Genomic DNA, 24,689 nt, shown 5'->3' with positions numbered 1-24,689 from the left:
AACCCGTGCCCGCCCTCCACCCCCACCCCACCCGGCCCCCGTCCCGTCGGCCCTGGCCCCGACTGGTCACCCGCCCGCTGCTCGCGCTCGCCCTGGTCGGCGGCAGCGCGGTCGCCGCACCCGCCGCGACCGCCGCACCCGCCGACGGCCGGACGGTCGCAGCGGTCGCCGCCAGCCCCTACGAGCGGGGCCCCGCCCCGACGACGGCCAGCATCGAGGCCACCCGGGGCCCGTTCGCCATCGCCCAGAGCACCGTCGCGGCGTCCGCCGTGAGCGGGTTCCGGGGTGGCACGATCTACTACCCGACCAGCACCGCCGAGGGCACCTTCGGCGCGGTGGCGATCTCCCCCGGTTACACCGCCAGCCAGTCCAGCGTCGCCTGGCTCGGCCCCCGGCTGGCCTCGCAGGGCTTCGTGGTGATCACCATCGACACCCTCTCCGTGTACGACCAGCCGGCCTCCCGGGGCACCCAGCTGCTCGCCGCGTTGGACTACCTGACCGGCAGCAGCGCGGTGCGGACCCGGATCGACCGCACCCGGCTCGCGGTGATGGGGCACTCGATGGGCGGCGGCGGCAGCCTGTCGGCGGCGAACACCCGGCCCGCGTTGCAGGCCGCCATCCCGCTCACCGGCTGGCACACGGTCAAGAACTGGTCGTCGGTGCGGGTGCCGACGCTGGTGATCGGCGCGGAGAACGACTCGACCGCCCCGGTGGCCTCGCACTCGGAGCCGTTCTACACCAGCCTGCCGGCGAGCCTGGACAAGGCGTACCTGGAGTTGAACGCGGCCGGTCACTCCGCGCCGACCTCGCCCAACGTCACCGTGGCGAAGTACAGCATCTCCTGGCTGAAGCGGTTCGTCGACGACGACACCCGCTACGAGCAGTTCCTCTGCCCGGCGCCCCGGGGCAGCGCGATCCAGGAGTACCGGGACACCTGCCCGCACTCCTGACCGCACACCGGCCGGTCCCGTCGCCCCGCCCGGCGGCGGGGCCGGCCCGTGGACCGGACGCGGTGCCGTGGTGCGCCGCGGGCGCGGGCCGCCGGGGTCACATCGCGGTGCGGGCCGACCACAGTTCGGGGAAGACCACCCGGGACATGCTGCGCTGCAACCAGGCCAGCCCGGCCGACCCGCCGCTGCCCACCTTGGCACCCATGGTGCGCTGCACGGCCTTGACGTGGTTCCAGCGCCAGTCGCCGAACTGCTCGGCCACGTCGGCCAGCGCGTCGCCGAGCTGCCGCAGGTGGTTGTCCGGGCCGTCGTCGTCGTAGACCGCCACCCAGGCCGCCTCGACCCGGGGATGCGGCAGGTGTTCGACGGCGACGTCCCGGTCGAGCAGCTCGGCGGGCAGGTCGTGACCGTGCCGGCCGAGCAGGGCGACCACCTCGTCCCAGAGGCTCGGCTCGGCCAGCGCGGCGTGCAGCTCGTCGTAGACCTGGGTCTGCCGGCGGAAGGGGCGGATCAGCGCCGGTTCGCGCAGCCCGAGCAGGAACTCCAGCTGGCGGTACATCGCGGACTGGAAACCGGAGCCCTCACCGAGCAGGTTGCGGAACCGGTTGAAGTCGGCCGGGGTCATCCAGCGCAGCCCGCGCCAGGCGGCGTTGAGCCCTTCCAGGTGCAGGGCGGCGCGGCGCAGCGGGGCGAGCGCCGGCCAGACCCGGTCGGCCCGCAGGTCGTCCCGGGCCTGGCGCAGCTCGTGGCAGGTCAGCCCGAAGTACAGCTCCATGATCTGGCTGACCATCAGGAAGGACATCTCCCCCGGGTCGCTGCTCAGCGGCTGCTGGAGGGTGTGCAGGGTGCTGGCGTGCACGTACGCGTCGTAGGGCACCCGGTCGGCGAACTCCAGGGTGGGTTCGCCGCCGTTGCGGGCGGCCCGGGCGCTGCGCTGCTGCGGGGTGACCGGGCGCACCGCCGGGGTGGTGGCGCGCGCCCGCAGGTCCGTCTGTTCCACCGTCTCGCCTCCTCCGGATGCCTTGTCCGACATGATCTCCCGACGGGCCGGGGTGGTGGAATGCCGCTTCGACGGCGCTGGGCGACTCTCACTTCACGAACGAAAGGCACTTCGGCGGATCAGCCTGCCGAAGATAAGGTCGGTGCGTGGACGAGATGGACTGGGCCCTGCTGCGCGAGTTGCAGGCCGACGCACGGCTGTCGTACAGCGAGTTGTCTCGGCGGGTGCACCTGTCCCCACCTGCGGTCGCCGAGCGGGTCCGGCGACTGGAGGAGTCCGGGGTGATCACCGGCTACCACGCCCACGTCGACCTGGCCCGCGCCGGCCGACCGGTGGTGGCGCTGATCCGGATGTCCTGTTACGGCTCGCGCTGCATCCTGCACGACCCGCAGGTCGTCGACTGGCCGGAGATCCAGGAGATCCACCGGATCACCGGGGACGCGTGCAGCGTGCTCAAGGTCGCCGCCGGTTCGATCGGGCAGTTCGAGGCGGTCATCGACCGACTCGCCCCGTACGGGCAGCCCTCCAGCACGATGGTGCTGTCCAGCCCGTTGCAGTGGCATCCGGTCACCCCGCTGCCGCCCACCCCCGCCCCCGGGCGGGCCTGAGTCCGGGTTTGCCCCCGGGCCAGCGGGAATGCAGGTCCGCACACCCGTCGCAGGATTCCGGCGAATCGTCGCCGGGAGGGGGGAATCATGCGGGGGCTCACTCTGCACCGTCGTGCCATCCACGCCGTAATCACGATGTTCGCCCTGGTCGGGGCATTCGTCCTGATGGCGGCCCCAGCGGCGCGGGCCGGCGAGAACACCTTCGTCGAGGTCACGCCGAACAGCGCGCAGGCCGGCACCCGGGTCACCGTCCGGGCCAACTGCGACAACGCCAACAACCAGCAGGCCACCGTGCACTCGGACGCCTTCGGGCGGGTGGTGCTGCGCCCCGGCAACGGGTTCCTCACCGGTGCGGTCACCATCCCGGGCAACAAGCAGGCCGGCGACTACCCGGTCGACCTGCGCTGCGCCAACGGCAACACCGCCTCCACCATGCTGACCGTGCTGAACATGGCGCAGCCGAGCAAGGGTCCGGCGACCGGCGGCGGTGGCATGGCGGGCGACCGGGGTGCCGGTTCGCTGCTGCTGGTCGGCGGGCTGGCCGTGGTCGCCGTGGTCGCCGGGCTCGGTGTCTTCGGCGGCAACCGTCGGCGGACCCGGCCGGGTTCCTGACCGCCCGCCGCCATGGCCCGTACCCGTCACCGTCGGCCCCGGCCGGGCGGCAACCGGATACGGGCGGCGGCCCAACGGACCGGGCGGGCCGCCGCCCGCTGCCGCCGGGCCGCCGGCCGGGTCGCCGCCCGCGCCCGCCGGACCGCACGCCGCCTCCGCCGGGTGACCGTCCGCTTCCGCCGGGTGGCCGGGCAGGCGTTCTCCGCCAGCGTGACCACCGCCGACCCGGTCACCCAGGCCCGTCCGGTACGCCCGGTGCCCCGGCAACCGGCGTTCGGCGGCCGGTTCGCCGGCACCGGGCCGGGCCTTCCGGTGCTGGCGATCGCCGCCGTGATGCTGCTGATCGTGACGATGCTCGGGGTGGAACGGGTCACCGGGCTGAGCGTCCTGCCGGACCGGTTCATCGCCGGCCTGCGTCCACCACCGAAGAAGTTCCCCGTGCTGTCGGGGAGCCCTCCGACGCAGATCGCCATCTCCCGGCTCGACCTGCGCGCCCCCGTGCACCAGGTCGGCATCGCCCCGGACGGCAGCATCGCCGTCCCGGACGCCACCCGCGCCCAGGAGGCCGGCTGGTACGACCAGGGCCCCACCCCCGGCCAGTACGGCCCGGCGGTGATCGTCGGGCACGTGGACACCACCACCGGGCCGGCGGTCTTCCACGGGTTGAAGGAACTACGCGACGGTGACGAGATCGAGGTGACCCGCGCCGACCGTCAGGTGGCCGTCTTCACGGTCGACGAGGTGCAGCGGTACGGCAAGGAGCGGTTGCCGACCGACCAGATATTCGGCGACTTCAGCCGCCCCAACCTGCGGTTGATCACCTGCGGTGGCCGCTGGGTCGGCGGCGCGACGGGCTACGCCGACAACGTCGTGGTCTACGCCACCCTGGTCCGGGCCCACTGACCGGTCGGGCAACCCCGGTCAGGCGGCCTCGGCCTCGCGCAGCGGGTCGCGCAGGTCCAGCCAGTCCGCCCAGCGGGGGTCCGGCGCGCGGTGGCCGAGCACCCGCCAGGCGTTGCCCTTCGGTGCCGCCGGCAGGCTGTGCAGCCGCCAGCCCAGCTCGGCGGGGGTCTTGTCGCCCTTGGTGTGGTTGCACCGGGCGCACGCGGCGACCACGTTCTCCCACGCATGCCGACCACCCCGGCTGCGCGGGAAGACGTGGTCGATGGTCTCGGCCGGCCCCCGGCAGTAGGCACATCGGCCACCGTCGCGGGCGAAGATGGCCCGGCGGGACAGCCCGACGTGGGTGCGGTAGGGCACCCGGACGAAACGGGTCAGCCGCACCACCGAGGGGACCGGTAACGCGTCGTGGGCGCTGTGCAGGATGCCGTCGCCGTCGGCGACACAGACAGCCTTGGCGGTGAGCACCAGGATCGCGGCCCGACGCACGGACACGACGCACAGCGGCTCGTAGGTGGCGTTGAGAACCAGCGCGCCGGAGCCCACCGTGGGTCGTATGTCAGGCATCGTGCTCACCCTCCCGGTCCAGCCGCTCCCACCGCTGGCTGCGCCGGTCGACCCCCCGGGCAGCCGAGGGCCACGACCGACTCCGGCGGGATCACCGTCGTCCGTTGACGCCAATCGTCCCTGATCGGACCCCGTAATGCACGCACTAATCCGGGGTACCCGCGGAACCCTCCGCACGGTGTAGGAAGATGTCCGGTTCGACGTCGTACGATCATGGGCCGGGACTCCCCGGTGGGCCGGCCGTCAGCCGCCGCACCCGCTGCGGTACTAAGACAGGGTGAGCGCCCTCAGCCTGTCGACCGTCGTCCTGTCCGCCGCACCGACCCCGACGCCGAGTGGCAGCCCGGGGGCCGGGAGCGGCTCGGGTGCCGACTGTCTGGGCAGCACCTCCTGCGAATACCTGTACCGGCTGACCGGGTCGGCCTGGTTCGCCGAGGGCAGCTACTGGATCCTGCTCAAGCCGCTGCGGGTGGTGCTGATCCTGCTGCTGGCGTTCGTGGCCCGCTGGGCGCTGCACCGGACGATCGACCGGCTGGTCCGTACCACCGCGCACGGGTCGGTGCCCACGTTGCTGCGTCCCCTGCGGGAGCGGGTGCCGACGGCCGCGCTCGATCCGACCGAGTTCGTCCCCGAGCGGCGTCGCCAACGGGCCGAGGCCATCGGTTCGGTGCTGCGCAGCATGGTCACCGCCTTCGTCTTCGGCATCGCCCTGCTGATGATCCTGCGCGAGTTCAGCTTCGACCTGGCCCCACTGCTGGCCAGCGCCGGCATCGCCGGGGTGGCCCTCGGCTTCGGCGCGCAGAGTCTGGTGAAGGACCTGATCGCCGGGCTGTTCATGCTCATCGAGGACCAGTACGGCGTCGGTGACACGGTCGACCTGGGCGAGGCGACCGGGGTGGTCGAGTCGGTGGGGCTGCGGGTCACCACGGTCCGCGACGGGCGCGGGGTGCTCTGGTACATCCGCAACGGCGAGATCATCCGGGTGGGCAACAAGAGTCAGGGCTGGGCGCTGGTCGTGATCGACCTGCCGATCGGGTTCGCCGGCACCGAGGAGGCCAACGCGGTCCTGCGCACGGCCGCCGCCTCGGTCGCGATGGACCCGGACCTGGCCCCGGAGATCGTCGAGCCGCCCGAGGTGCTCGGGGTGGAACAGGTCACGGTCGACGGTGCGGTGCTCCGTACGGTGGTCAAGACCACTGCGGAGGGACAGTTCGCGGTGGGCCGGGAGTTGCGCCGCCGACTCGCCGAGGCGCTGGAGAACTCGGGCATCACCGCGCGGATCGCCGCCGCCCGGCTCTATCCGGGACTGCCCCCGATGGGCACGACCACCTTCCCGGCGACCCCCGCCGGCTCCGGCCCGGCCGGCACCGGCCCGGCAGCACCCACCACCACCGGTCCGACCGGGTCCGGCGGCACCGGGTCCGGCGACCGGACCTGACGACCACCGGGAAGCCGTCCGGCGGGCCCGGACCGGATCAGGGTCGGGGTCGGGGTCCACAGTGCCGGTCGACCGGTCGGGCAGGTCTCGCGGCATCTGCCCGACGGGGCGGATCGTGGGCTCCGCCCCTGGTGGACACACCTCCACCCGGTTGGCACCACCGTGCACACCGGCCCGAAAGTCGGGGCTCGCCTACCGGCCGGCCCCTCGGGTATCGTCCGTTCGTTCAGTCGGGGATGCGACGATCAATCCGTTCGCCCTAGTCAGTTGTCAGACGATCGGGCAGAATCCGGTGCACGCGTTCCCGGGAGCGTGATCACGTCATCGCTGATCCGCGAATCTGACGACGGGGCCCCGCCGGGCCATCACAAGTGGCCGGTGCCGGGGCCCGATGGAGGCGACGGTGTCCGACGATCGACCGGCCCCGGACCAACCGGCCACCTTCCGTGAGGTGTTCGGGCGGGCCGAGTTCCGAGCGGTCTTCACCGCCAGCATCCTGTCCTGGGTCGGCGACTACGTCGCCAAGGCCGCGGTCACCGTGCTGGTCTACCAGGAGAGCCGGTCAGTCGCCCTCTCCGCCGCCGCGTTCGCGGTCAGCTACCTGCCCTGGCTGGTCGGTGGTCCGCTGCTCGCCGCCCTCGCCGAACGCTACCGGCACCGGCAGGTGATGGTGACCTGCGACGTGATCCGGATGGTGCTGACCGCCCTGATCGTGCTGCCCGGTCTGCCGGTCTGGGCGATCCTGGCCCTGCTCTTCGCCGCCACCCTGGCCAACCCACCCGGCCAGGCGGCCCGGTCGGCGCTGCTACCGGCGATCCTCACCGGCGACCGGCTGGTGCTCGGGCTGTCGCTCAACGCCAGCGCCGGCCAGGCCGCGCAGGTGGTCGGTTACCTGGCCGGCGCGGCGGTCGCCGCGGTCAGTCCGACAGCGGCGCTGCTGCTCAACGCGGCCACGTTCGGGCTGTCGGCCCTGATCGTCCAGTTCGGCGTACGGGACCGTGAGCCCGCACTGAGCGCGGCCCACCGGACCCATCTGCTGCGGGAGACCGGTGAGGGCTTCCGGATCGTGTTCGGCACGCCCGTCCTGCGGGCGATCAGCCTGCTGGTGTTCAGCGCGATGCTCTTCTCGATCGTGCCGGAGGGACTGGCCGCGGCCTGGGCCGGGGAGCGCTCCGGCAACGGCCTGAACTCCGGTGCCGCCCAGGCCGTCATCATGGCGGCCAACCCGGTCGGCTACATCGTCGGCGGGTTGCTGGTGGGGCGGTTGGTGTCACCCGGCGGCCGGCTCGCCCTGATGCGCCCGCTGGCGGTGCTGGCCCCGTTGGCGCTGGTGCCGGCCCTGCTGAATCCTCCGCCGGTGGTGGTCGCCCTGCTCGCGGCGGCCTGCGGCTTCGCAGTCGCCGGGTTGATCCCGACCGCGAACGGTCTGTTCGTGCGGGCCCTGCCCAACGGCTACCGGGCCCGCGCGTTCGGCGTGATGGCGACCGGGATCCAGGTGATCCAGGGCGGTGCGGTGCTCGCCACCGGCCTGCTCGCCGACCGTTTCTCGGTGCCGGTGGTGGTCGGGGTGTGGAGCGCCGCCGGGGTGGTGCTGATGCTGTTCACCGCGTTGCACTGGCCGGACCGCACGACGGTCGACGCCGCCGTGAACGCCGCCGACCGGGCCAACGCCGGCACCGGCAGGCCCGCCGAGGACCGACCCGACAGCACGGCGACACGGCCCGGGGAGCGGGCCCCCCAACGGCACGCTGTGACGTGATCGGCCGGCGGGCGGCGGCCGTGGCACCGGCACACCTGGCAGGATGAGAGGGTGACCTCCGCAGGCGAATCCCGGCCCGTTCCGCCGACGACCCTCTTCGACGCGGTCGGTGGCGAGCCCACCTTCCGCAGGCTGGTCGACAGGTTCTATGCCGGTATCGCCGCCGACCCGCTGCTGCGTCCCATGTACCCGGAGGGCGACCTCGGGCCGGCTGCCGAGCGGATGACCCTGTTCCTGATGCAGTACTGGGGCGGCCCGAACACCTACTCCGCCCAGCGGGGGCATCCCCGGCTGCGGATGCGGCACGCACCGTTCCGGATCGGCGCGGCCGAGCGGGACGCGTGGCTGAGCCACATGCGCCGGGCGGTGGACGAGTTGGCGCTGCCACCGGAGCTCGCCGCCACGCTCTGGGACTACCTGGAGCGGTCGGCCTACTTCATGGTCAACGTGATGGAGGACCCGGCCGCCCGGTGAACCGGCGGGGGCGGGTCCTCCGGTCGCCCGTCAGAGCAGGGCACCCTCGTCGTGCAGCCAGTCGACGAAGGTGGTGGCCACGGCCGCCCCGCAGTCCAGCATCTCCACCAGCAACGCGTCGTGTGCCCCGGCACCGAGCGGCACCTGCAACTCGGCGTAGATGGGCAACTGGCCGCGCTCGGTCGGGTCACCGATGTAGGCCTTGCAGAACCGGCGGGTGTGGTTCCACTCGTTGACCACCCGGTAGGCCCGGTCGGCCCAGTCCGGCGGGACGGTCGCGTGCGGACGGGCCCGCATCACCAGGATCTCGTCCTCCGGGCCTTCGAGGGTGACCAGCACCGCGTGCCGCTCCCACATGGCCAGCAGGTTGCCGTCGCCGTCGGCGAGGTAACGCACGTCGAGCAGGTCGAGTGCGTCGCACACCCGGGCCAGGGTGACCGGTGCCACGGAGACGGGTCGGTCGGTCACCACGGGCCGCTCGGTGTTGGGGCAGTCCTCCGCCGGTTGGCGGGGAGCCGGTGGCCCCACCCGGGGGCTGTCCACCGAGATCCCGCTTCGAGTTTCCGTGTCGCCGCCAGCGGCGGGACCAGGGCGCCATGACCACCACGGCATCGCTCGCGCACCTCACTCCCCAGCGGATCCAATCGCCTACGGTGCGTTGGATCCGAGGATGGACGGTACCCGGACAGCCGGGTTGAGACACCCCCCCAACGGCAGCACCAACCCGGAAGAATGAGCCGGGGTCATACTTTCGGCTGATCCCGTGCCGGACGAATTGCGAGATCCGAAACTTTCCGCGACCAGGCGGCTCCATATGGTCCCACCAGGCCGACCCACCGGCCCGCCACCCGCACCTGGACCTCCTGCGCCCCGGTCACCTCGGCCGGGCCGAGGAAGCCCATCCGGACCACACCCTGCACCAACCGCTGGGTCACCTCCACCGGCTCGGTGGGGTCGGCGTCCGGCGTGACGGTCACCGCGACGTGGTCGAGCAACGCGTCGCGCAGCACCCGCTGCCCCACCGCGCGGCCGCGTACCCCCTCGGTGGCGGCCGTGCGCAGGGTGCCGGCCGCCGCTTCGGCGATCCGCCGCAACCCGGCCGCGGGCAGCACCTCGACCGGTCGACTCGCCCCCGGCGGCAACGGCCAGCGCCACCGGTCGTCGCGGCCGGGAGGCAACGCGGCGTCGGCCGCCGCCAACCGGGCCAGCAACTCGGCCGCCACCACGGTCACGTCGGCGGGGGCCAGGCCGGCCACCGTCCGGACCACCAGCACGTCCCACGGCAACCGGGCCCAGAGGGCGGTACGGCCGACGTCGGGCAGCGGGCGTAACCGGACCACCGCAGCCGGGTCGAGGCGCACCAGCCGGGCCAGGAAGGCTCCCGCGTCGGCGGCACCGGCCAGCCCGTGCCCGGGTCGGACGGTGGGCCCGCCGTTCACGCCGCCCCGTCGGTCAGCGCCCACGACTCCAGGAAGGCCCGTTCGTCGTCGCTGATCCGCCGGGGCCGCTTCTCGACCAGGTCGAACGGGACCAGCACCGAGCGGGCGGTGCTGGCCAGCACCTCACCGTCGTACAGCTCGTAGGCGACGGTGAACGAGGCGGCCCGGATGCGCTCCACCCACAGTTCGATCCGGACGGTCGGCGCGGCCTGGGCGGTGGCCCGGCCGAGCGCGTAGTCGACCGGGCGCAGGTAGTCGACCTCGTGCCGGCGGATGACGACCCCGTCGGCGAACGAGCCGACCCCCCACGCCTTGCCGCCAGCGAACATCAACGCCACCCGCGCCTCCTCGTACAGGGTGAGGAAGCGCGAGTTGTTGACGTGGCCGTACGCGTCCAGGTCGGACCAGCGCAGGGTGCAGTGGTAGACGAAACGGTCCGCCATGCTCAGTCGCGGGTCAGCTTGCGGTAGGTCACCCGGTGCGGGCGGGCCGCCTCGGCGCCGAGCCGGTCGATCTTGTTCTTCTCGTACGCGTCGAAGTTGCCCTCGAACCAGAACCACTTCGACGGGTTCTCGTCGTCGCCCTCCCAGGCCAGGATGTGGGTGGCGACCCGGTCGAGGAACATCCGGTCGTGGGAGATGACCACGGCGCACCCGGGGAATTCCAGCAGCGCGTTCTCCAGGCTGGACAGCGTCTCGACGTCCAGGTCGTTGGTCGGCTCGTCGAGCAGGATGACGTTGCCGCCGATCTTGAGGGTGAGCGCCAGGTTGAGCCGGTTGCGCTCGCCACCGGAGAGCACCTTGGTCGGCTTCTGCTGGTCGGGTCCCTTGAACCCGAAGGCGGCGATGTACGCCCGGGACGGCATCTCGACCTTGCCCACCATCAGGTAGTCGAGCCCGTCGGAGACGACCTCCCACACCGTCTTGTCGCCGTCGAGGCCCTGCCGGTTCTGGTCGACGTACGACAGGGAGACGGTGGGGCCCACCCGGACCTCGCCGCCGGTCGGCTGCTCCAGCCCGACGATCGTCTTGAACAGGGTGGTCTTGCCGACGCCGTTCGGGCCGATGATGCCGACGATGCCGTTGCGCGGCAGCGAGAAGGACAGGTCGTCGATCAGCAGCCGGTCGCCGAAGCCCTTGCTGAGGTGGTTGGCCTCGATCACCGTGCTGCCCAGGCGCGGGCCCGGCGGGATCTGGATCTCCTCGAAGTCCAGCTTGCGGGTCTTCTCCGCCTCGCTGGCCATCTCGTCGTAGCGGTCCAGGCGGGCCTTGGACTTGGTCTGCCGGGCCTTGGCGTTGGAGCGGACCCACTCCAACTCCTCGGTGAGCCGCTTCTTCATCTTGGCGTCGCGGCGACCCTCGACGGCCAGCCGGGCGGCCTTCTTCTCCAGGTAGGTGGAGTAGTTGCCCTCGTACGGGTAGGTCCGGCCGCGGTCCAGCTCCAGGATCCAGTTGGCCACGTTGTCGAGGAAGTACCGGTCGTGGGTGATCGCCATGACGGTGCCCGCGTACTTGGCCAGGTGCTGTTCCAACCAGGAGACGCTCTCCGCGTCGAGGTGGTTGGTGGGCTCGTCGAGCAGCAGCAGGTCGGGGGCCTCCAGCAGCAGCTTGCACAGGGCGACCCGGCGACGCTCCCCACCGGAGAGCTGGGTGACGTCGGCGTCCGGCGGCGGGCAGCGCAGCGCGTCCATGGCCAGTTCGAGCTTGGAGTCGACGTCCCAGGCGTCGAGGTGGTCCAGCTCCTCCTGGAGCCGACCCATCTCCTCCATCAGCTCGTCGGAGTAGTCGGTGGCCATCTGCTCGGCGATGGCGTTGAACCGGTCCAGCTTGGCCTTGGTCTCGGCGACCGCCTCCTCGACGTTGCCGAGCACGGTCTTGCTGTCGTTGAGCGGGGGCTCCTGGGCGAGCATGCCGACGGTGTAGCCGGGCATCAGCCGGGCCTCGCCGTTACTCGGCTTGTCGAGCCCTGCCATGATCTTCAGCAGGCTGGACTTACCGGCGCCGTTCGGGCCGACCACACCGATCTTGGCCCCCGGCAGGAAGTTCAGCGTCACGTTGTCGAGCACGACCTTGTCGCCGTGCGCCTTGCGCGCCTTTTCCAGGACGTAGATGAACTGGGCCACGGTGCGGGCTACCTCCGTCGATTGCTGTCGCCTTGGACGGCGGCGCGGCGCGGGCTGCGACTTCGCCCGCCGCCGCCGGCCGGGGGCCGGCCACGCGCACGCCACCGTCAATCCTGACAGGTACGGCCCGCCGCGCCCACATCACCCCGCCAGGTCGGGTCCTCGTCACTTTCGCTACCGCTGAGCTGGTGATGTTGACAAGATCACGGTACGGGTTCAGCGGGCGTGGGAAGGGTAGGTAACTCCGGCACGGGGTCCCAGATGCCGCAGCTACGCTCAGTACGCTCATCGCGGTGGACCCGTCAGCACCCGGAGGTGGCCGATCGTGACCGTCCGTAGCTCCTTTGTCGTTGTGGCCAACCGACTGCCGGTCGACGAGGTGAGCACACCCGAGGGGCGGCAGTGGCGACGCAGCCCGGGTGGGCTGGTCACCGCGCTGCACCCCGTCCTGGCCGAGCACCGGGGCACCTGGGTGGGCTGGGCCGGTGGCACCGGCGCCGCCCCGGAGCCGTTCGACCTGGAGGGCATCCGCCTGCATCCGGTGCCGTTGAGCGCCGAGGAGTTGGAACGCTACTACGAGGGCCAGTCCAACGCGACCATCTGGCCGCTCTATCACGACGCGGTCGAGACCCCCGCCTACAAGCGTCGCTGGCGGGAGGCGTACCGGCTGGTGAACGCCCGGTTCGCGGAGGCGGCGGCGGACGTCGCGGCCGAGGGCGCGACGGTCTGGGTGCAGGACTACCAGCTCCAACTGGTCCCGGCGATGCTGCGCGAGCTGCGGCCGGATCTCAAGATCGGCTTCTTCCTGCACATCCCGTTCCCGCCGATCGAGCTGTTCATGCAGATGCCGTTCCGTACCGAGATCCTGCGCGGTCTGCTCGGCAGCGACCTGGTCGGTTTCCAGCAGCGGTTGGCGGCGCAGAACTTCGTCCGGCTGGCCCGGCACCTGCTCGGGCTGCGCTACGAGGGCCAGATGATCCAGGTCGACGGGCGGCAGGTGAAGGCGGGCGCCTTCCCGATCTCCATCGAGACCAAGGAGATGGAGCGGCTGGCCGAGGACCCGGCGATCCAGGCCCGCGCCAAGCAGATCCGCGAGGAGCTGGGCAACCCGAAGACGATCATCCTGGGCGTCGACCGGCTCGACTACACCAAGGGGATCGAACTCCGCCTCAAGGCCTTCCGGGAACTCCTCTCTGACGGAAAGTTGACAGTTCCGGACGCGGTTATGGTGCAGGTCGCCACGCCCAGCCGCGAGCGCGTGGAGCACTACCAGGCACTTCGGGTCAAGGTGGAACGCGAGGTTGGTCGGATTAATGGCGAATTCGGCAGGGTCGGCGTGCCTGCGGTGCATTATCTGCATCAGTCGTACAGTCGCTCCGAACTGGCCGCGATGTACGTCGCGGCCGACGTGATGATGGTGACCCCGCTGCGAGACGGAATGAACCTGGTGGCCAAGGAGTACGTCGCATCGCGCGCCGACCAGGGCGGTGCGCTCGTGCTCAGCGAATTCGCCGGCGCGGCCACCGAGCTGCGTCAGGCGTTCCTGTGCAATCCGCACGACCCCGACGCCGTCAAGGACGCCCTCCTGCGGGCTGTACACGTAGAGAAGCCGGAGGCCCGCAGACGCATGCGGATCATGCAACGTCATCTGCGCACCCACGATGTGGGGCACTGGGCGAAGTCCTTTCTGACCGAGTTGGGCGCACCGGGGACGGAGGCCGAGTGAACGCCCCCACCGCCGAGATCATCACCCCCGCCGCCGGGACGATGGACCCGGAGCTGCTCGCCGCGATCGGACGCATCGCCCGCGTACCACAGCTCCTGGTCGCCTGCGACTACGACGGCACGCTCGCGCCGATCGTCGAGGACCCGAGCAAGGCGGTGCCGCTGCCCGAGTCGGTCGCCGCCGTCCGGGCGCTGGCCGCGCTGCCGCAGACCACCGTCGCGGTGGTCTCCGGGCGCGCACTGCGCGACCTGGCCGCGCTGTCCCGGCTGCCCAACGAGATCCACCTCGTCGGCAGCCACGGCTCCGAATTCGACATCGGCTTCGTCGAGCGGCTCTCCCCCGAGCTGGTCGCGGTCCGCACCCGGCTGCGCGACGCGCTGCGTGAGATCGCCCAGGCCCACCCGGGGGTACGGCTGGAACGCAAGCCGGCCAGCGTCGCGGTGCACACCCGCGGGGTCGACCCGCAGGTCGCCGCCGCCGCCGTCGAGGCCGTCCGCAACGGGCCCGCGAAGTGGGACGACGTCACCGTCACCCAGGGCAAGGAGGTCATCGAGCTGTCGGTGGTCGCCACCCACAAGGGCACCGCGGTCGACCAGCTCCGCACCCAGCTCTCGGCCAGTGCGGTGCTCTTCATCGGCGACGACGTCACCGACGAGAACGCCTTCGGCACCCTGCGCGGCCCCGACCTCGGCATCAAGATCGGCCCCGGGGACACCCAGGCGCACTACCGGGTGGCCGAACCGATCGAGGCGGCCCGGGCGCTCGGCCTGCTGCTGGAGACCCGACGGCACTGGCTCTTCGGCGAGCGGGCGGTGCCGATCGAACGGCACTCGATGCTGGCCAACGGGCGTACCGTCGCGCTGCTCACCCCCGAGGCCAAGGTCAGCTGGCTCTGCCACCCCAAGCCCGACTCGGCGGCGATCTTCGCCGACCTGGTCGGCGGCAGCCCGGCCGGGCACTTCACCGTCGGGCCGGAGCGCGGCGGCATCCCGCTGGGCCAGCGCTACCGCAACGGCACGATGACCGTGGAGACCCGCTGGTCGGGGCTCACCGTCACCGACTGGCTGGACCTGCCGGCCCGGGAGACCACCCCGGACGGCCCGGCCGTCATCACCGGCGACTCCACCCTCGTCCGGGTGCTCACCGGCTCCGGCCGGGCCCGCATCGAGTTCGCCCCCCGCCCGGAGTTCGGTCAGGTCGCCACCCAGCTCCAGCCGTCGGACGACGGCCTGCTGGTGCTCGGCTCCAACGAACCCGTGGCGCTCTACTCCCCCGGGGTGACCTGGCAGGTCCGCAACGACGGCGGCTACGAGACCGCGCACGCCGTGGTCGACCTCTCCGCCACCGGCGGCCAGGTGGTGCTGGAGCTGCGCTTCGGCACGCACAGCCTGGAGGACCACGCGGTCGCCGTCCACGACCGGCAGGCCAAGGCCGAGCAGCCCTGGAAGGACTGGGTGGCCTCGCTGCGGCTGCCCGCCACCGCCCGGGACCTGGTCGCCCGCAGCGCGCTCACCCTGCGCGGGCTCTGCCACGAGGCGACCGGCTCGATCCTGGCGGCGGCGACCACCTCGCTGCCGGAGGAGCTGGGCGGCGTCCGCAACTGGGACTACCGGTACTGCTGGCTGCGCGACGCGGCGATGACCGCGCGGGCCCTGGTCGACCTCGGCTCGATCGAGGAGGCCGAGGCGCTGCTGCGCTGGGTCGACGGCTGCATCGAGCGCACCGGCGGGCACCCCGAGCGGCTGCACCCGCTCTACACGGTGGACGGCTACGAGCTGGGTGCCGAGGCGGTCATCGACACCCTGCCCGGGTACGCCGGCTCCCGGCCGGTCCGGGTCGGCAACCTCGCCAACCACCAGCTCCAACTGGACGTCTTCGGCCCGATCGCCGACCTGATCGCGGCCGTCGCCGACGCCCGCGGTTCGGTCCGCGACGACGAGTGGCGGGTGCTGGACAACATGGTCGAGGCGGTCCGGCGCCGCTGGCACGAGCCCGACCACGGTATCTGGGAGGCCCGCCTCCCACCCCGGCACCACATCTTCTCCAAGGTGATGTGCTGGATGACCGTCGACCGGGCCCTGCACGTGGTGCGTCAGCACGACGGTGAGGACCGGCCGGAGTGGGTGGAGCTGCGCGACCGGATCGGCGCCAACGTGCTGGAGAACGGCTGGCACGAGGAGGTCGAGGCGTACAGCGTCGCGTACGGCGACGAGGACATGGACGCCTCCTCGCTCTGGATCGGGCTGTCCGGCCTGCTCCCGGGCGACGACCCGCGCTTCCTCTCCACCGTGCTCAAGATCGAGGCGGATCTGCGTAGCGGCCCGGTCGTCTACCGCTACCACTGGGACGACGGTCTGCCGGGCCGCGAGGGCGGCTTCCACATCTGCACGGCGTGGCTGATCGAGGCGTACCTGCGCACCGGTCGGCGTACCGACGCCGAGGAGCTGTTCGCCCAGATGGTCGACACCGCCGGCCCGACCGGGCTGCTCCCCGAGCAGTACGACCCGCTGGCCGAGCGGGGGCTGGGCAACCACCCGCAGGCGTACAGCCACCTCGGGCTGATCCGCTGCGCCCTGCTGCTGGACAACATGCTCAAGCAGTAGATCGACTCATCTGGTCGCCAGGTGGCGGTGTCCCCGGGCGGGGACACCGCCACCTTCGCGAACGGGGGTCGATCACCCCCGTGGCCCGGCGGGCGGGGTCAGGTGGCGAGGGCGTCGACCACGTCGCCGATCACCACGATGGCCGGGGGCCGCAGCCCCGCCGCGACCACGTCGGCCGCCACCGTGCCAAGGGTCGACCGCAGGCTGCGCTGACCACCCGTGGTGCCCTCCTGGATCACCGCGACCGGGGTGGCCGCGTCCCGGCCGTGCCGGGTCAGGGTGTCGGCGATGGCGGCCAGGTTCTTGAGCCCCATCAGCACCACCAGGGTGCCCCGCAGGCCGGCGAGGGCCTCCCAGCGCACCAGGGAGACCGGCGAGTCCGGGGCGACGTGGCCGGAGACCACCGTGAACTCGTGCGCCACCGCCCGGTGGGTGACCGGGACACCGACCGACGCCGGCACGGCCACGGCGCTGGTCACCCCGGGCACCACGGTCACCGGTACGCCGGCTTCCGCGCAGGCCAGCAACTCCTCCCCGCCACGCCCGAAGACGTACGGGTCGCCACCCTTGAGGCGTACCACGACCTTGCCGGCGAGCGCCCGGTCGACCAGGATCCGGTTGATCTCCTCCTGGGCGCGGGACGGCCCGTAGGGGATCTTCGCGGCGTCGACCAGCTCGACGTCGGGGCGCAACTCGTCCAGGAGCAACCCGGGCACCAGCCGGTCGGCGACCACCACCTCAGCCTCGGTGAGCAGCCGCCACCCCTTCACGGTGATCAGCTCCGGGTCGCCCGGTCCCGCGCCGACCAGCGACACCCGACCGACCGGGCCACCCGGACGGGTCGCGGCGGCGTCGCCGGACCCGGCCGGCGTCGGCTCCGGCGGGCCCGCGAGGGGCGCGTCCGCCACCGGTTCGCCCGGGTCGACCTCCCCGGGGTCGACGAGCGGGCCCGTCCGGGCGGCGAGCAGCTCCCGGACGGCGTCCCGGACCCCCATCGCCCGGTGCGGGTCCCCGCCGCCCAGCACGGCCACCGTCACCGGCCCGTGCCGGGTGACCGCCGGGGTCCACGCGGTGGCCGCCGTCCGGTCGTCGGCGCGGACGCAGAAGATCCGCCGTTCGGCGGCGACGGCGCTGACCGAGGCGGCGGCGAGCGGATCGTCCACCGCGACCTGCACCAGCCACGCCCCGTCGAGGTCGTCGGGGGCGAACCGGCGCGGCCGCCAGTGCAACCGTCCGGCGTCGACGTGCGCTTGCAGGGCCGGGGTCACCTCGGGGGCGACCAGCAGGACGTCCGCGCCGGCATCCAGCAGGGCGGGCACCCGGCGGCTGGCCACGGCGCCGCCGCCCACCACGACCACCCGGCGTCCGGCGAGCCGCAGGCCGAGGGGGTACGGGTTGGTGCTCACTTCTCGGAAACCCCCGCCGCGTCGAATGTCGCCACCTCGTGCAGTACCCGGACCGCTCCGGTGACCACCGGCAGGGCCAGCAGCGCGCCGGTGCCCTCGCCGAGGCGCAGCCCGAGGTCGACCAGCGGGTCGAGACCGAGGTGCCGCAGCGCCACGGTGGCGCCCGGCTCGGCGGAGCGGTGCCCGGCGACCATCGCGCCGACCGCGTCGGGGGCGAGGGCGGCGGCGGCGAGCGCGGCACTGACCGCGATCACCCCGTCGAGCAGCACCGGCACCCGGCGGGCCGCCGCGCCGAGGATCAGCCCGGTCAGCGCCGCGTGCTCCAGGCCACCGACGGCGGCCAGCACCCCCAGCGGGTCGGCCGGGTCGGGCCGGTGCCGGTCCAGCGCCGCGCGCACCACGCCGACCTTGCGTCGGTACGTCTCGTCGTCCACCCCGGTGCCCCGGCCGGTCGCCTCGGCCGGGTCCACCCCGGTGAACGCGGCGATCAGCGCGGCGGCCGGCGTGGTGTTGGCGATCCCCATGTCGCCGGTGATCAGCACGCCCGCCCCGGCGTCGAGCAGCTCACCGGCGACCCGGATGCCGACCTCCACCGCCGCCCGCGCCTCGTCCCGGGTGAGCGCGGCGGTGACCGTCATGTCCCGGGTGCCCCGCCGTACGTTCGCGTCGAGCAGACGCGGCGGTGCCAGGGTGGTGCCGGTCGGGGCGGGCACGTCGGCGGGCGCGGCGTCGGCGGGCGGGAACGGCAGCGGCGCGGCCACGCCGACGTCGACCACGGTGACCGAGGCGCCGGCCTGTCGGGCGAACGCGTTGACCACCGCCCCGCCGGCCAGGAAGTTCCCGATCATCTGGGCGGTGACCTCCTGCGGCCACGGGGTGACCCGCTGGGCGTGCACACCGTGGTCACCGGCGAAGATCGCCACCGCCGCCGGTTCGGGCAGCGGCGGTGGGCAGGCCCCGGCCAGGCCGGCCAGGCGTACGGACAGCTCCTCCAGGGCGCCGAGTGAGCCGGCCGGCTTGGTCAGCCGGGCCTGGAGGTCCCGGGCTGCGGTCATCGCCGACCCGTCCAGCGGACCGATCGCCGCGATCGTCGTCTCCAGCATCATGCCTCCAGGATCTCCCTCAGTACCTCGATGAACGCGTCGGTGGTCGCCGGGTCGCGGACGGCGATCCGCAGCCAGTCCGGCCCCAGCCCGGGGAAGGTGTCACCGCGTCGGACGGCCCACCCGCGCTCGCGCAGCACCTGGCGCAACCGGTCGGCCCCGGGGCGGTGGATCAGGACGAAGGCGCTGGCCGGTCGGCCCACGACGCGTACCCCGGGCAGGGCCGACAGGCGGCGCACCAGGTGATCGCGGTCGACGGCGAGCCGGGCGGCGATGGCGCGCTCGGCGGCGACCCCGGTCGGGGACGCGACGGCGGTGGCGGCGGCCAGCGCCGGGGTGGAGACGGCCCAGAGCGGCTGGACGGCGGCCAGCCGCGTCAGCAGCGCGGCCTCACCCAGCAGGTAGCCGATCCGCAGGCCGGCCAGGCCCCAGGTCTTGGTGAGGCTGCGCACCACCACCAGGCCGGGCAGGTCGCGGCGGGTGGCGAGCGACTCCGGCTCACCCTCGACGCCGGGTACGCCTGTGGTGTCGGCGAACGCCTCGTCGACGACGAGCACCCGGCCGGGCCGGGCCAGGGCGGCCAGGTCGGCGGCGGGGTGCAGCACCGAGGTCGGGTTGGTCGGGTTGCCGATCATGACCAGGTCGGCGTCGGCCGGCACCCGGGCCGGGTCGAGCCGGAAGTCGTCGTCCGGGTCGAGCAGCACCCGCTCGACCCGGTGCCCGGCGGCCCGCAGCGCAGCCTCCGGCTCGGTGAACTGCGGGTGCACCACCACCGGCCGGCGTACCCCGCCCAGGGCGCGGGCGAGCAGCACGAAGCCCTCCGCGGCACCGGCGGTGAGCAGCACCTCCGCCGGTGGGCGGCCGTGCCGGGCGGCGACGGCGGCCCGGGCCTCCCGGGGGTCGGGGTAGCCGGCCAGGTCGGCGAGGGCGGCGGTGAGCGGGCCGGCCAGCCAGTCCGGCATCGGGTCGCGGCGCACGTTGACGGCCAGATCGACCAGGCCGGGGGTGGCCTCCGCGTCCCCGTGGTGCGCGAGATCCGGCTCGGTCCCGGCGGACGGCCCGGTCCCGGCGGACGGCCCGGGAACGACGGGCCCCGGGCCGGTCGGCGGCTCGGTGCCGGTCGATTGCCCACGCATGACCGCGATCCTGCCGGGAAGCCGGCGCGGGGGACAGCCGATCCCGGCGTGGGCCACATCACGGCGTGGGGCCGCACCTCGGAGGCGTTCACGAGTTCTTCTCATGGATGATTCGGAAATGTCATAACTTGACCAGGTGAGCAATCGACCCCTTTCCGCCGCAGGCCGTTCCGTTCCCCTCCTCCGCGCCGGGCTGATCGCCGGCGTCGTGCTCGCCGCCGTGGCGTACCCGCTGGCCGCCGTGACCGGCCTGGGCGCCAAGGCCACCGCGCACGCCGTGGAGCACAAGACGAACATCCTGCGCACCGCCCTGCCCGCCGAGACGTCCTACCTCTACGCGCCGGACGGCACGACGATCCTGACGATGTTCTACGAGGAGTACCGGCAGTACACCAAGTTGTCGGACATGTCGCCGAACATCCAGCAGGCCATCGTCGCCGCCGAGGACAACCGCTTCTACCAGCACTCGGGCGTCGACCCGAAGGGCGTGGCCCGTGCCTTCGTGGCCAACGCCCGCTCCAGCGGCGTCTCCCAGGGTGCCTCCACCCTGACCATGCAGTACGTCCGGATGGCGCTACGGGACAGCGCACAGACGCCGCAGGAGGTCCAGGAGGCCACCCAGCAGACCAGCCTGCGCAAGGTCAAGGAGATGCGGATGGCGCTGGACATCGAGAAGGAGCTGACCAAGGAGCAGATCCTGGAGCGCTACCTCAACTCGGCGTACTTCGGCCACCGGGCGTACGGCATCTACGCGGCGGCGCAGATCTTCTTCTCCAAGACCCCGGCCACCCTCACCCCCGTCGAGGCGGCCACCCTCGCCGGCCTGGTCAAGTCCCCCTCCGAGTACGACCCGCTCAGCTCGGACCAGAAGGAGGCCACCGGCCGGCGCAACTACGTGCTCGACAAGATGACCCAGCTCGGCTACCTGTCCCCGGACGCCGCCGCGGTGGCCAAGAGCGAACCCATCCGGACCCGACCCACCACCCCCGCCAACGACTGCGCCGCGATCCCCAACAAGTACAACACCTGGGGCTTCGCCTGCGACTACGTGAAGAACTGGTGGAGCGCGCAGCCCGCGTTCGGGGAGAACCGGCTGGAGCGGATGGACAAGCTGCGCCGGGGCGGCTACCGGATCGTGCTGAGCCTCGATCCCAAGGTGCAGGCCGCCGCCGAGAAGAACGTCGGTGCGAAGGACCGCGTCGACAGTCCCTTCGCCAACGGGATCGTGGTCGCCGAACCGGGCACCGGACGGATCAAGGCGATGGCGGTGAACCGGACGTACTCCCTGGACGTCAGCGAGAACGGACCCAGCTCGAACCCCGAGGCCGATCCGAAGATGAAGGCGAACTACCCGAACACGGTCGCCCCGCTGCTCGGCGGCGGCACCCTCCCGGGCTACCAGGCCGGCTCGACGTTCAAGATGTTCCCGATGCTGGCCGCCCTGGACGCCGGGATGCCGCTGTCCACCGCGTTCGACTCGCCGTACCGGTACAAGTCGGCCGTCTACGACGGGTGGGCGCCGTCCAACGCCAGCGGGGCGATGACCGGCCGGCAGACCATGTGGTCCGGGTTCGGCAAGTCGGTGAACACCTACTTCGTCCAGCTGGAGGAGAAGATCGGCGCGGACCGGGGGGTGCACCTGGCGGAGCAGCTGGGCCTGCGCTGGCGTACCGACGTCGACAAGGAGCAGGCGTCACCGGCGAAGGCCAAGAAGTGGGGCGCGTTCACCCTGGGCGTCTCCGACGCCACCCCGCTGGAGATGGCCAACGCGTACGCCGCGATCGCCGCCGACGGCCGGTACTGCGAGGCGATGCCGGTCAACTCGATCACCAACCGGGACGGCACCCCGGCCACGTACCGGACCGCCGGTGGCATCGAACGGGAGGTTGCCAAGCCCCGCTGCCGGCAGGTGGTCAACGCCGACGCGGCCCGCGCCGCCACCGACGCCGCCCGCTGCCCCACCGGCGACACCCCGGCCAAGGGCACCTGCGGCGGCTGGTCGACGGCGGACAGCGTCCGCCGCACGGTGGGCCGTCCGGTCGCCGGCAAGACCGGCACCACGGACAGCACCCGGTCGGCCTGGTTCGTCGGCTACACCCCGGAACTGGCGGCGGCGAGCTTCATCGCCGACCCGGACAACCCGTTCAACGCCGTCGGCGACGGGCAGTCCCAGGTGCCGGTCAACGCGGTCGCCCAGACCCTGCGCGACGGTCTCAAGGGCACCCCGACCCGCCAGTTCACCCCACCGTCGGACGCCATCGTCGGCTGAAACCCGGGCCGACGGCGGCAGTCCCGGTCGGGCCGGTCCGTGGGGCCGACCGGGCCGGTCAGGCTGGGGCGGCGACGCCCTCGACCGGCGACGGCAGCGCCGCCGCCGTCACCAACCGGGTCGCGATCTCGGGGTACGCCACCCAGTGCAGGCCGAGCTGGGAGGCGTGCACCCCCCGCCAGACGAAACCCTCGGGCGTGCCACCCTCCCAGCTCCAGGCCGCCCGTGGCCCGGACCGGGGGGTGAGCACCGCGCCGTGCTGCTTGTAGCCCACCACCGTCGCACCCGCCCGGGCGACCACGCTGTCGGACTGGGCGGTCGCCTCCCGGTAGCCCACCACCAGACCGTCCCGGCTCGCGCCGATCGCGTCCAGCACCCCGCACATCGGCAACCCGTCCAGTTCCCGGGCCAGCCACAGCAGGCCGGTGCCCTCGGCGAGCACCGGGCGGCCGGTACGGGCCAGCTCGGCCACCGCGATGCAGAGCCGCCGGTTGGCCGACAGGTCCCGCGCGTACGACTCGGGTAGCGCACCCCCGACGACCAGCGCACGGGTCCCGGCGGGCAGCGCCTCGTCACGCAGCGGGTCGACGGTGACCACCTGCGCCCCGACGGCCCGCAGCAGCTCGGCGGTCTCCGGGTGGCCGTAGCTGCCACCGGGCCCCCCGGCCAGCGCCACCACCGGCGCGTCCGCCACCGGGGTCCCGGTGGCCGGCGACCAGGCCGCGACGGACAGCGCCGGAGCCGAGCGGGCCAGCGCGAGCAGGCGCTCCAGATCGACCGTGCCGGCGACCGCCTCACCGAGCCGGCGGACCGCCCGGGTCGCCTCGGCGTCGCGGGCGAGGACCGGCACCACGCCGTGCCGGCGCGCAGGCAGCACCGGGGGCAGCTCGTGGCGGCGCAACGCCCCGTAGACCGGCACCCCGACATCGTCGAGCGCCTCCCGCAGCATGGACTCGTGCCGGCCGGAGGCGACCTGGGTGAGGATCACCCCACCCAACCAGAGCTGCTCGTCGTACGAGCGGAAACCGTGCACCAGGGCCGCCACCGACTGCCCCATCGCCGCCACGTCGACCACCAGCACGACGGGGCTGCGCAGGGCGGTCGCGACCGCGGCGGTGGACTCCGCCTCGGGGCGGCCGGCGACCGAGTCGTACAGCCCCATGGTGCCCTGGACCAGGGCCAACGCGGCACCCTGCGCGCCGTGGGCGAAGAGCGGCCCGAGGCGGTCGGCCCCGATCAGCCGGGGGTCGAGGTTACGACCGGGACGGCCGGCCGCCAGGCCGAGGTACGCGGCGTCCACGTGGTCCGGGCCGACCTTGAAACCGGCGACGTCGAGCCCCCGGTCGGCCAGCGCCGCCAGCAGGCCGACGGAGAGCGCATTGGTGCCGTGACCGGAGGACGGCGCGCTGAACACGAGGCGCGGCACGGCAGTCATCATCGACTCCTCGGTGGTGACGGACGGTGACCCGGACGGCCGCCAGGAACACCGGCGGCGATCCGCTCGCGTGACCATACCCGCCCGCATCAACAGGTGGGACCGCCGATCCGGTGCCACCCGGGCCGGTCCCGGGCCGTCGCGGAGGGTGGCCCCGGTCATACGGGTAGCCTCGTGCTGTGTACCGGTTCCTGCTGACCCCACGCTGGCTGGGCATCCTCGCGCTGACCCTGGTCGCCGCCGCCGTCATGGTGCTGCTCGGCAACTGGCAGCTGGACCGCTACCGGGAGCGCACCGCCGTCAACGAACGCATCGACGCCGGCACCGCGGGCACCCCCGCACCGCTACGGTCGACGCTGCCCGCCCCGACCGGCGGCGCGGGCACGGTCGGCCCAGCCCCCGCCGAGCAGGACGAATGGAGCCGGGTCACCGTCAGCGGCCGGTTCGACGCCGGGAACGTCGTCCTGGTCCGGGGCCGGACGGTGGAGAGCAGGGTCGGTTTCGAGGTGCTCGCCCCGCTGGTGCTCGACGACGGCACGGCGGTGCTGGTCGACCGGGGTTGGGTCCCCCCGGCACCCGGCGGCGCGCTGGCGATGCCCGAGGTGCCGGCACTGCCGACCGGCACGGTGACCGTCGTCGGCCGGGTGCACCCCACCGAGAGCGGCGGCAACGGGGTGGACCGGCGCGAGGGCCGGTTGGAGACCCGCCGGGTGACCGTGGACAAGCTGGCCCGGGAGTTGCCGTACCCGCTGCACGGGGCGTACCTGCTGCTCGACGAGCAGACCCCGGCGAACGACCCGACGTTCCGGGCGGTGCCGATCGGGCACACCAACAACTGGCAGAACTTCGGCTACGTCGTCCAGTGGTGGTTGTTCGCCGCGATGACGCTCTTCGGTTACGGCTGGGTGGCCCGGCGGGAGGCCCGCCGCGCCGCCGGCCTGGACGCCCCGAAGCCGCCCGTCGACCGGGCCGCCGAACCCGTCACGCCCGCCTGACCGCCCGGCCGGCACTTTCGCCGAACCGGCACCTCCGCCGGACCGGCACCTCCGCCGGACCGGCACCTCCGCCTGGCCGCCATCCCCGCTGAACGGCCCGCTCGCGCAACACCCGACGCTCCACTGCCGACCAGGCTCGGCCGACCA

At 73.1% G+C, this 24,689-nt stretch carries 20 protein-coding genes and 1 pseudogene; 11 read left to right on the top strand and 10 right to left on the bottom strand.

Features of this window, described 5'->3' with window-relative positions; genetic code table 11:
- Positions 1-5 precede the first annotated feature (5 nt).
- Positions 6-950 (top strand): poly(ethylene terephthalate) hydrolase family protein, encoded by a 945-nt coding sequence (locus JQN83_RS29755; protein ID WP_372444176.1) that lies wholly within the window; start codon positions 6-8, stop codon positions 948-950.
- A 97-nt stretch (positions 951-1,047) separates the two neighbouring features.
- Here JQN83_RS29755 and JQN83_RS29750 read toward each other — a convergent pair whose 3' ends face one another.
- On the bottom strand, positions 1,048-1,950 hold the full coding sequence (locus tag JQN83_RS29750) for a tryptophan 2,3-dioxygenase (protein ID WP_208570460.1): 903 nt from the start codon (positions 1,948-1,950) through the stop codon (positions 1,048-1,050).
- 146 nt (positions 1,951-2,096) lie between these two features.
- Between JQN83_RS29750 and JQN83_RS29745 the strand changes: the two genes are divergently transcribed.
- The 3 genes from JQN83_RS29745 (at position 2,097) to JQN83_RS29735 (ending at position 4,073) form a co-directional block, all read left to right on the top strand.
- Positions 2,097-2,558: an Lrp/AsnC family transcriptional regulator gene (locus JQN83_RS29745; RefSeq protein WP_208570459.1), complete on the top strand. Its 462-nt coding sequence runs from the start codon at positions 2,097-2,099 to the stop codon at positions 2,556-2,558.
- Positions 2,559-2,645: 87 nt separating this feature from the next.
- Positions 2,646-3,170: a hypothetical protein gene (locus tag JQN83_RS29740; RefSeq protein WP_244253482.1), complete on the top strand. Its 525-nt coding sequence runs from the start codon at positions 2,646-2,648 to the stop codon at positions 3,168-3,170.
- Between the two features lie 57 nt (positions 3,171-3,227).
- On the top strand, positions 3,228-4,073 hold the full coding sequence (locus JQN83_RS29735) for a class F sortase (RefSeq protein ID WP_307799898.1): 846 nt from the start codon (positions 3,228-3,230) through the stop codon (positions 4,071-4,073).
- Positions 4,074-4,091: 18 nt separating this feature from the next.
- Here JQN83_RS29735 and JQN83_RS29730 read toward each other — a convergent pair whose 3' ends face one another.
- On the bottom strand, positions 4,092-4,637 hold the full coding sequence (locus tag JQN83_RS29730; protein WP_208570457.1) for an HNH endonuclease: 546 nt from the start codon (positions 4,635-4,637) through the stop codon (positions 4,092-4,094).
- Positions 4,638-4,944: 307 nt separating this feature from the next.
- On the opposite strand from JQN83_RS29730, the pseudogene JQN83_RS29725 reads away from it, so the two are divergent.
- From JQN83_RS29725 to JQN83_RS29715, 3 genes and pseudogenes are all read left to right on the top strand, one after another.
- A pseudogene (locus JQN83_RS29725) lies at positions 4,945-5,988 on the top strand (mechanosensitive ion channel family protein); the annotation flags it as partial.
- Positions 5,989-6,466: 478 nt separating this feature from the next.
- Entirely contained in the window at positions 6,467-7,834 is a 1,368-nt protein-coding gene (locus tag JQN83_RS29720; protein ID WP_208570456.1) for an MFS transporter, read from the top strand.
- Between the two features lie 51 nt (positions 7,835-7,885).
- A complete protein-coding gene (locus tag JQN83_RS29715) occupies positions 7,886-8,308 on the top strand; it encodes a globin (protein WP_208570455.1) in 423 nt (140 codons plus the stop codon).
- A 30-nt stretch (positions 8,309-8,338) separates the two neighbouring features.
- Here the strand turns inward: JQN83_RS29715 and JQN83_RS29710 are convergent, their stop codons facing one another.
- The 4 genes from JQN83_RS29710 to ettA form a co-directional block, all read right to left on the bottom strand.
- Positions 8,339-8,920 (bottom strand): type III secretion system chaperone family protein, encoded by a 582-nt coding sequence (locus JQN83_RS29710; protein ID WP_208570454.1) that lies wholly within the window; start codon positions 8,918-8,920, stop codon positions 8,339-8,341.
- 131 nt (positions 8,921-9,051) lie between these two features.
- The gene (locus JQN83_RS29705) at positions 9,052-9,771 is read right to left on the bottom strand and encodes a DUF8185 domain-containing protein (protein ID WP_208570453.1); all 720 of its coding nucleotides are present in this window, start codon (positions 9,769-9,771) and stop codon (positions 9,052-9,054) included.
- On the bottom strand, positions 9,744-10,190 hold the full coding sequence (locus JQN83_RS29700) for an acyl-CoA thioesterase (protein WP_208570452.1): 447 nt from the start codon (positions 10,188-10,190) through the stop codon (positions 9,744-9,746). Before JQN83_RS29700 ends, JQN83_RS29705 begins: the two co-directional genes overlap by 28 nt.
- Positions 10,191-10,192: 2 nt before the next feature.
- A complete protein-coding gene (ettA, locus tag JQN83_RS29695; RefSeq protein WP_208570451.1) occupies positions 10,193-11,869 on the bottom strand; it encodes an energy-dependent translational throttle protein EttA in 1,677 nt (558 codons plus the stop codon).
- Positions 11,870-12,194: 325 nt separating this feature from the next.
- Here ettA and JQN83_RS29690 point away from each other — a divergent pair, with 325 nt between their 5' ends.
- Together JQN83_RS29690 and otsB are read left to right on the top strand one after the other, a co-directional pair.
- Positions 12,195-13,595 carry an alpha,alpha-trehalose-phosphate synthase (UDP-forming) gene (locus tag JQN83_RS29690; protein ID WP_208570450.1) on the top strand — a complete coding sequence of 467 codons (1,401 nt, stop codon included), beginning with the start codon at positions 12,195-12,197 and terminating at the stop codon, positions 13,593-13,595.
- Between the two features lie 41 nt (positions 13,596-13,636).
- The gene (otsB, locus tag JQN83_RS29685; protein WP_208570485.1) at positions 13,637-16,198 is read left to right on the top strand and encodes a trehalose-phosphatase; all 2,562 of its coding nucleotides are present in this window, start codon (positions 13,637-13,639) and stop codon (positions 16,196-16,198) included.
- Between the two features lie 98 nt (positions 16,199-16,296).
- On the opposite strand, the gene cobA is transcribed toward otsB, so the two are convergent.
- The 3 genes from cobA to cobC are packed head-to-tail and all read right to left on the bottom strand — an operon-like array spanning position 16,297 to position 19,843.
- Entirely contained in the window at positions 16,297-17,604 is a 1,308-nt protein-coding gene (gene cobA / locus JQN83_RS29680; RefSeq protein WP_208570449.1) for a uroporphyrinogen-III C-methyltransferase, read from the bottom strand.
- Positions 17,601-18,707 carry a nicotinate-nucleotide--dimethylbenzimidazole phosphoribosyltransferase gene (cobT, locus tag JQN83_RS29675; RefSeq protein WP_208570484.1) on the bottom strand — a complete coding sequence of 369 codons (1,107 nt, stop codon included), beginning with the start codon at positions 18,705-18,707 and terminating at the stop codon, positions 17,601-17,603. The genes cobA and cobT overlap by 4 nt, the downstream gene beginning before the upstream one ends.
- Positions 18,707-19,843: an Rv2231c family histidinol phosphate aminotransferase CobC gene (gene cobC, locus JQN83_RS29670; protein ID WP_208570448.1), complete on the bottom strand. Its 1,137-nt coding sequence runs from the start codon at positions 19,841-19,843 to the stop codon at positions 18,707-18,709. The genes cobT and cobC overlap by 1 nt, the downstream gene beginning before the upstream one ends.
- A gap of 136 nt (positions 19,844-19,979) precedes the next feature.
- Between cobC and JQN83_RS29665 the strand changes: the two genes are divergently transcribed.
- Complete coding sequence (locus JQN83_RS29665; RefSeq protein ID WP_208570447.1) at positions 19,980-22,112, top strand: transglycosylase domain-containing protein; 2,133 nt, start codon at positions 19,980-19,982, stop codon at positions 22,110-22,112.
- Between the two features lie 58 nt (positions 22,113-22,170).
- Here the strand turns inward: JQN83_RS29665 and JQN83_RS29660 are convergent, their stop codons facing one another.
- Positions 22,171-23,547, bottom strand: coding sequence for a cobyrinic acid a,c-diamide synthase CobB (locus JQN83_RS29660; RefSeq protein ID WP_208570446.1), 1,377 nt, complete (start codon positions 23,545-23,547; stop codon positions 22,171-22,173).
- A gap of 179 nt (positions 23,548-23,726) precedes the next feature.
- Between JQN83_RS29660 and JQN83_RS29655 the strand changes: the two genes are divergently transcribed.
- Positions 23,727-24,542, top strand: coding sequence for an SURF1 family cytochrome oxidase biogenesis protein (locus tag JQN83_RS29655; RefSeq protein ID WP_307799890.1), 816 nt, complete (start codon positions 23,727-23,729; stop codon positions 24,540-24,542).
- Positions 24,543-24,689: the final 147 nt, after the last annotated feature.

It is taken from the genome of Micromonospora antibiotica (assembly GCF_017599305.1).
GTDB lineage: Bacteria > Actinomycetota > Actinomycetes > Mycobacteriales > Micromonosporaceae > Micromonospora > Micromonospora antibiotica.
This window is presented reverse-complemented; position numbering and strand designations above follow the sequence as displayed.

Excerpts from the sequence above, each read along its gene's own strand:
- JQN83_RS29710 (WP_208570454.1), bottom strand. The coding sequence starts at position 8,920 with ATGCCGTGGTGGTCATGGCGCCCTGGTCCCGCCGCTGGCGGCGACACG.
- JQN83_RS29730 (WP_208570457.1), bottom strand. The coding sequence starts at position 4,637 with ATGCCTGACATACGACCCACGGTGGGCTCCGGCGCGCTGGTTCTCAAC.
- otsB (WP_208570485.1), top strand. The coding sequence starts at position 13,637 with ATGGACCCGGAGCTGCTCGCCGCGATCGGACGCATCGCCCGCGTACCA.
- JQN83_RS29700 (WP_208570452.1), bottom strand. The coding sequence starts at position 10,190 with ATGGCGGACCGTTTCGTCTACCACTGCACCCTGCGCTGGTCCGACCTG.
- JQN83_RS29740 (WP_244253482.1), top strand. The coding sequence starts at position 2,646 with ATGCGGGGGCTCACTCTGCACCGTCGTGCCATCCACGCCGTAATCACG.
- JQN83_RS29660 (WP_208570446.1), bottom strand. The coding sequence starts at position 23,547 with ATGACTGCCGTGCCGCGCCTCGTGTTCAGCGCGCCGTCCTCCGGTCAC.
- cobT (WP_208570484.1), bottom strand. The coding sequence starts at position 18,707 with ATGCTGGAGACGACGATCGCGGCGATCGGTCCGCTGGACGGGTCGGCG.
- cobC (WP_208570448.1), bottom strand. The coding sequence starts at position 19,843 with ATGCGTGGGCAATCGACCGGCACCGAGCCGCCGACCGGCCCGGGGCCC.
- JQN83_RS29720 (WP_208570456.1), top strand. The coding sequence starts at position 6,467 with ATGGAGGCGACGGTGTCCGACGATCGACCGGCCCCGGACCAACCGGCC.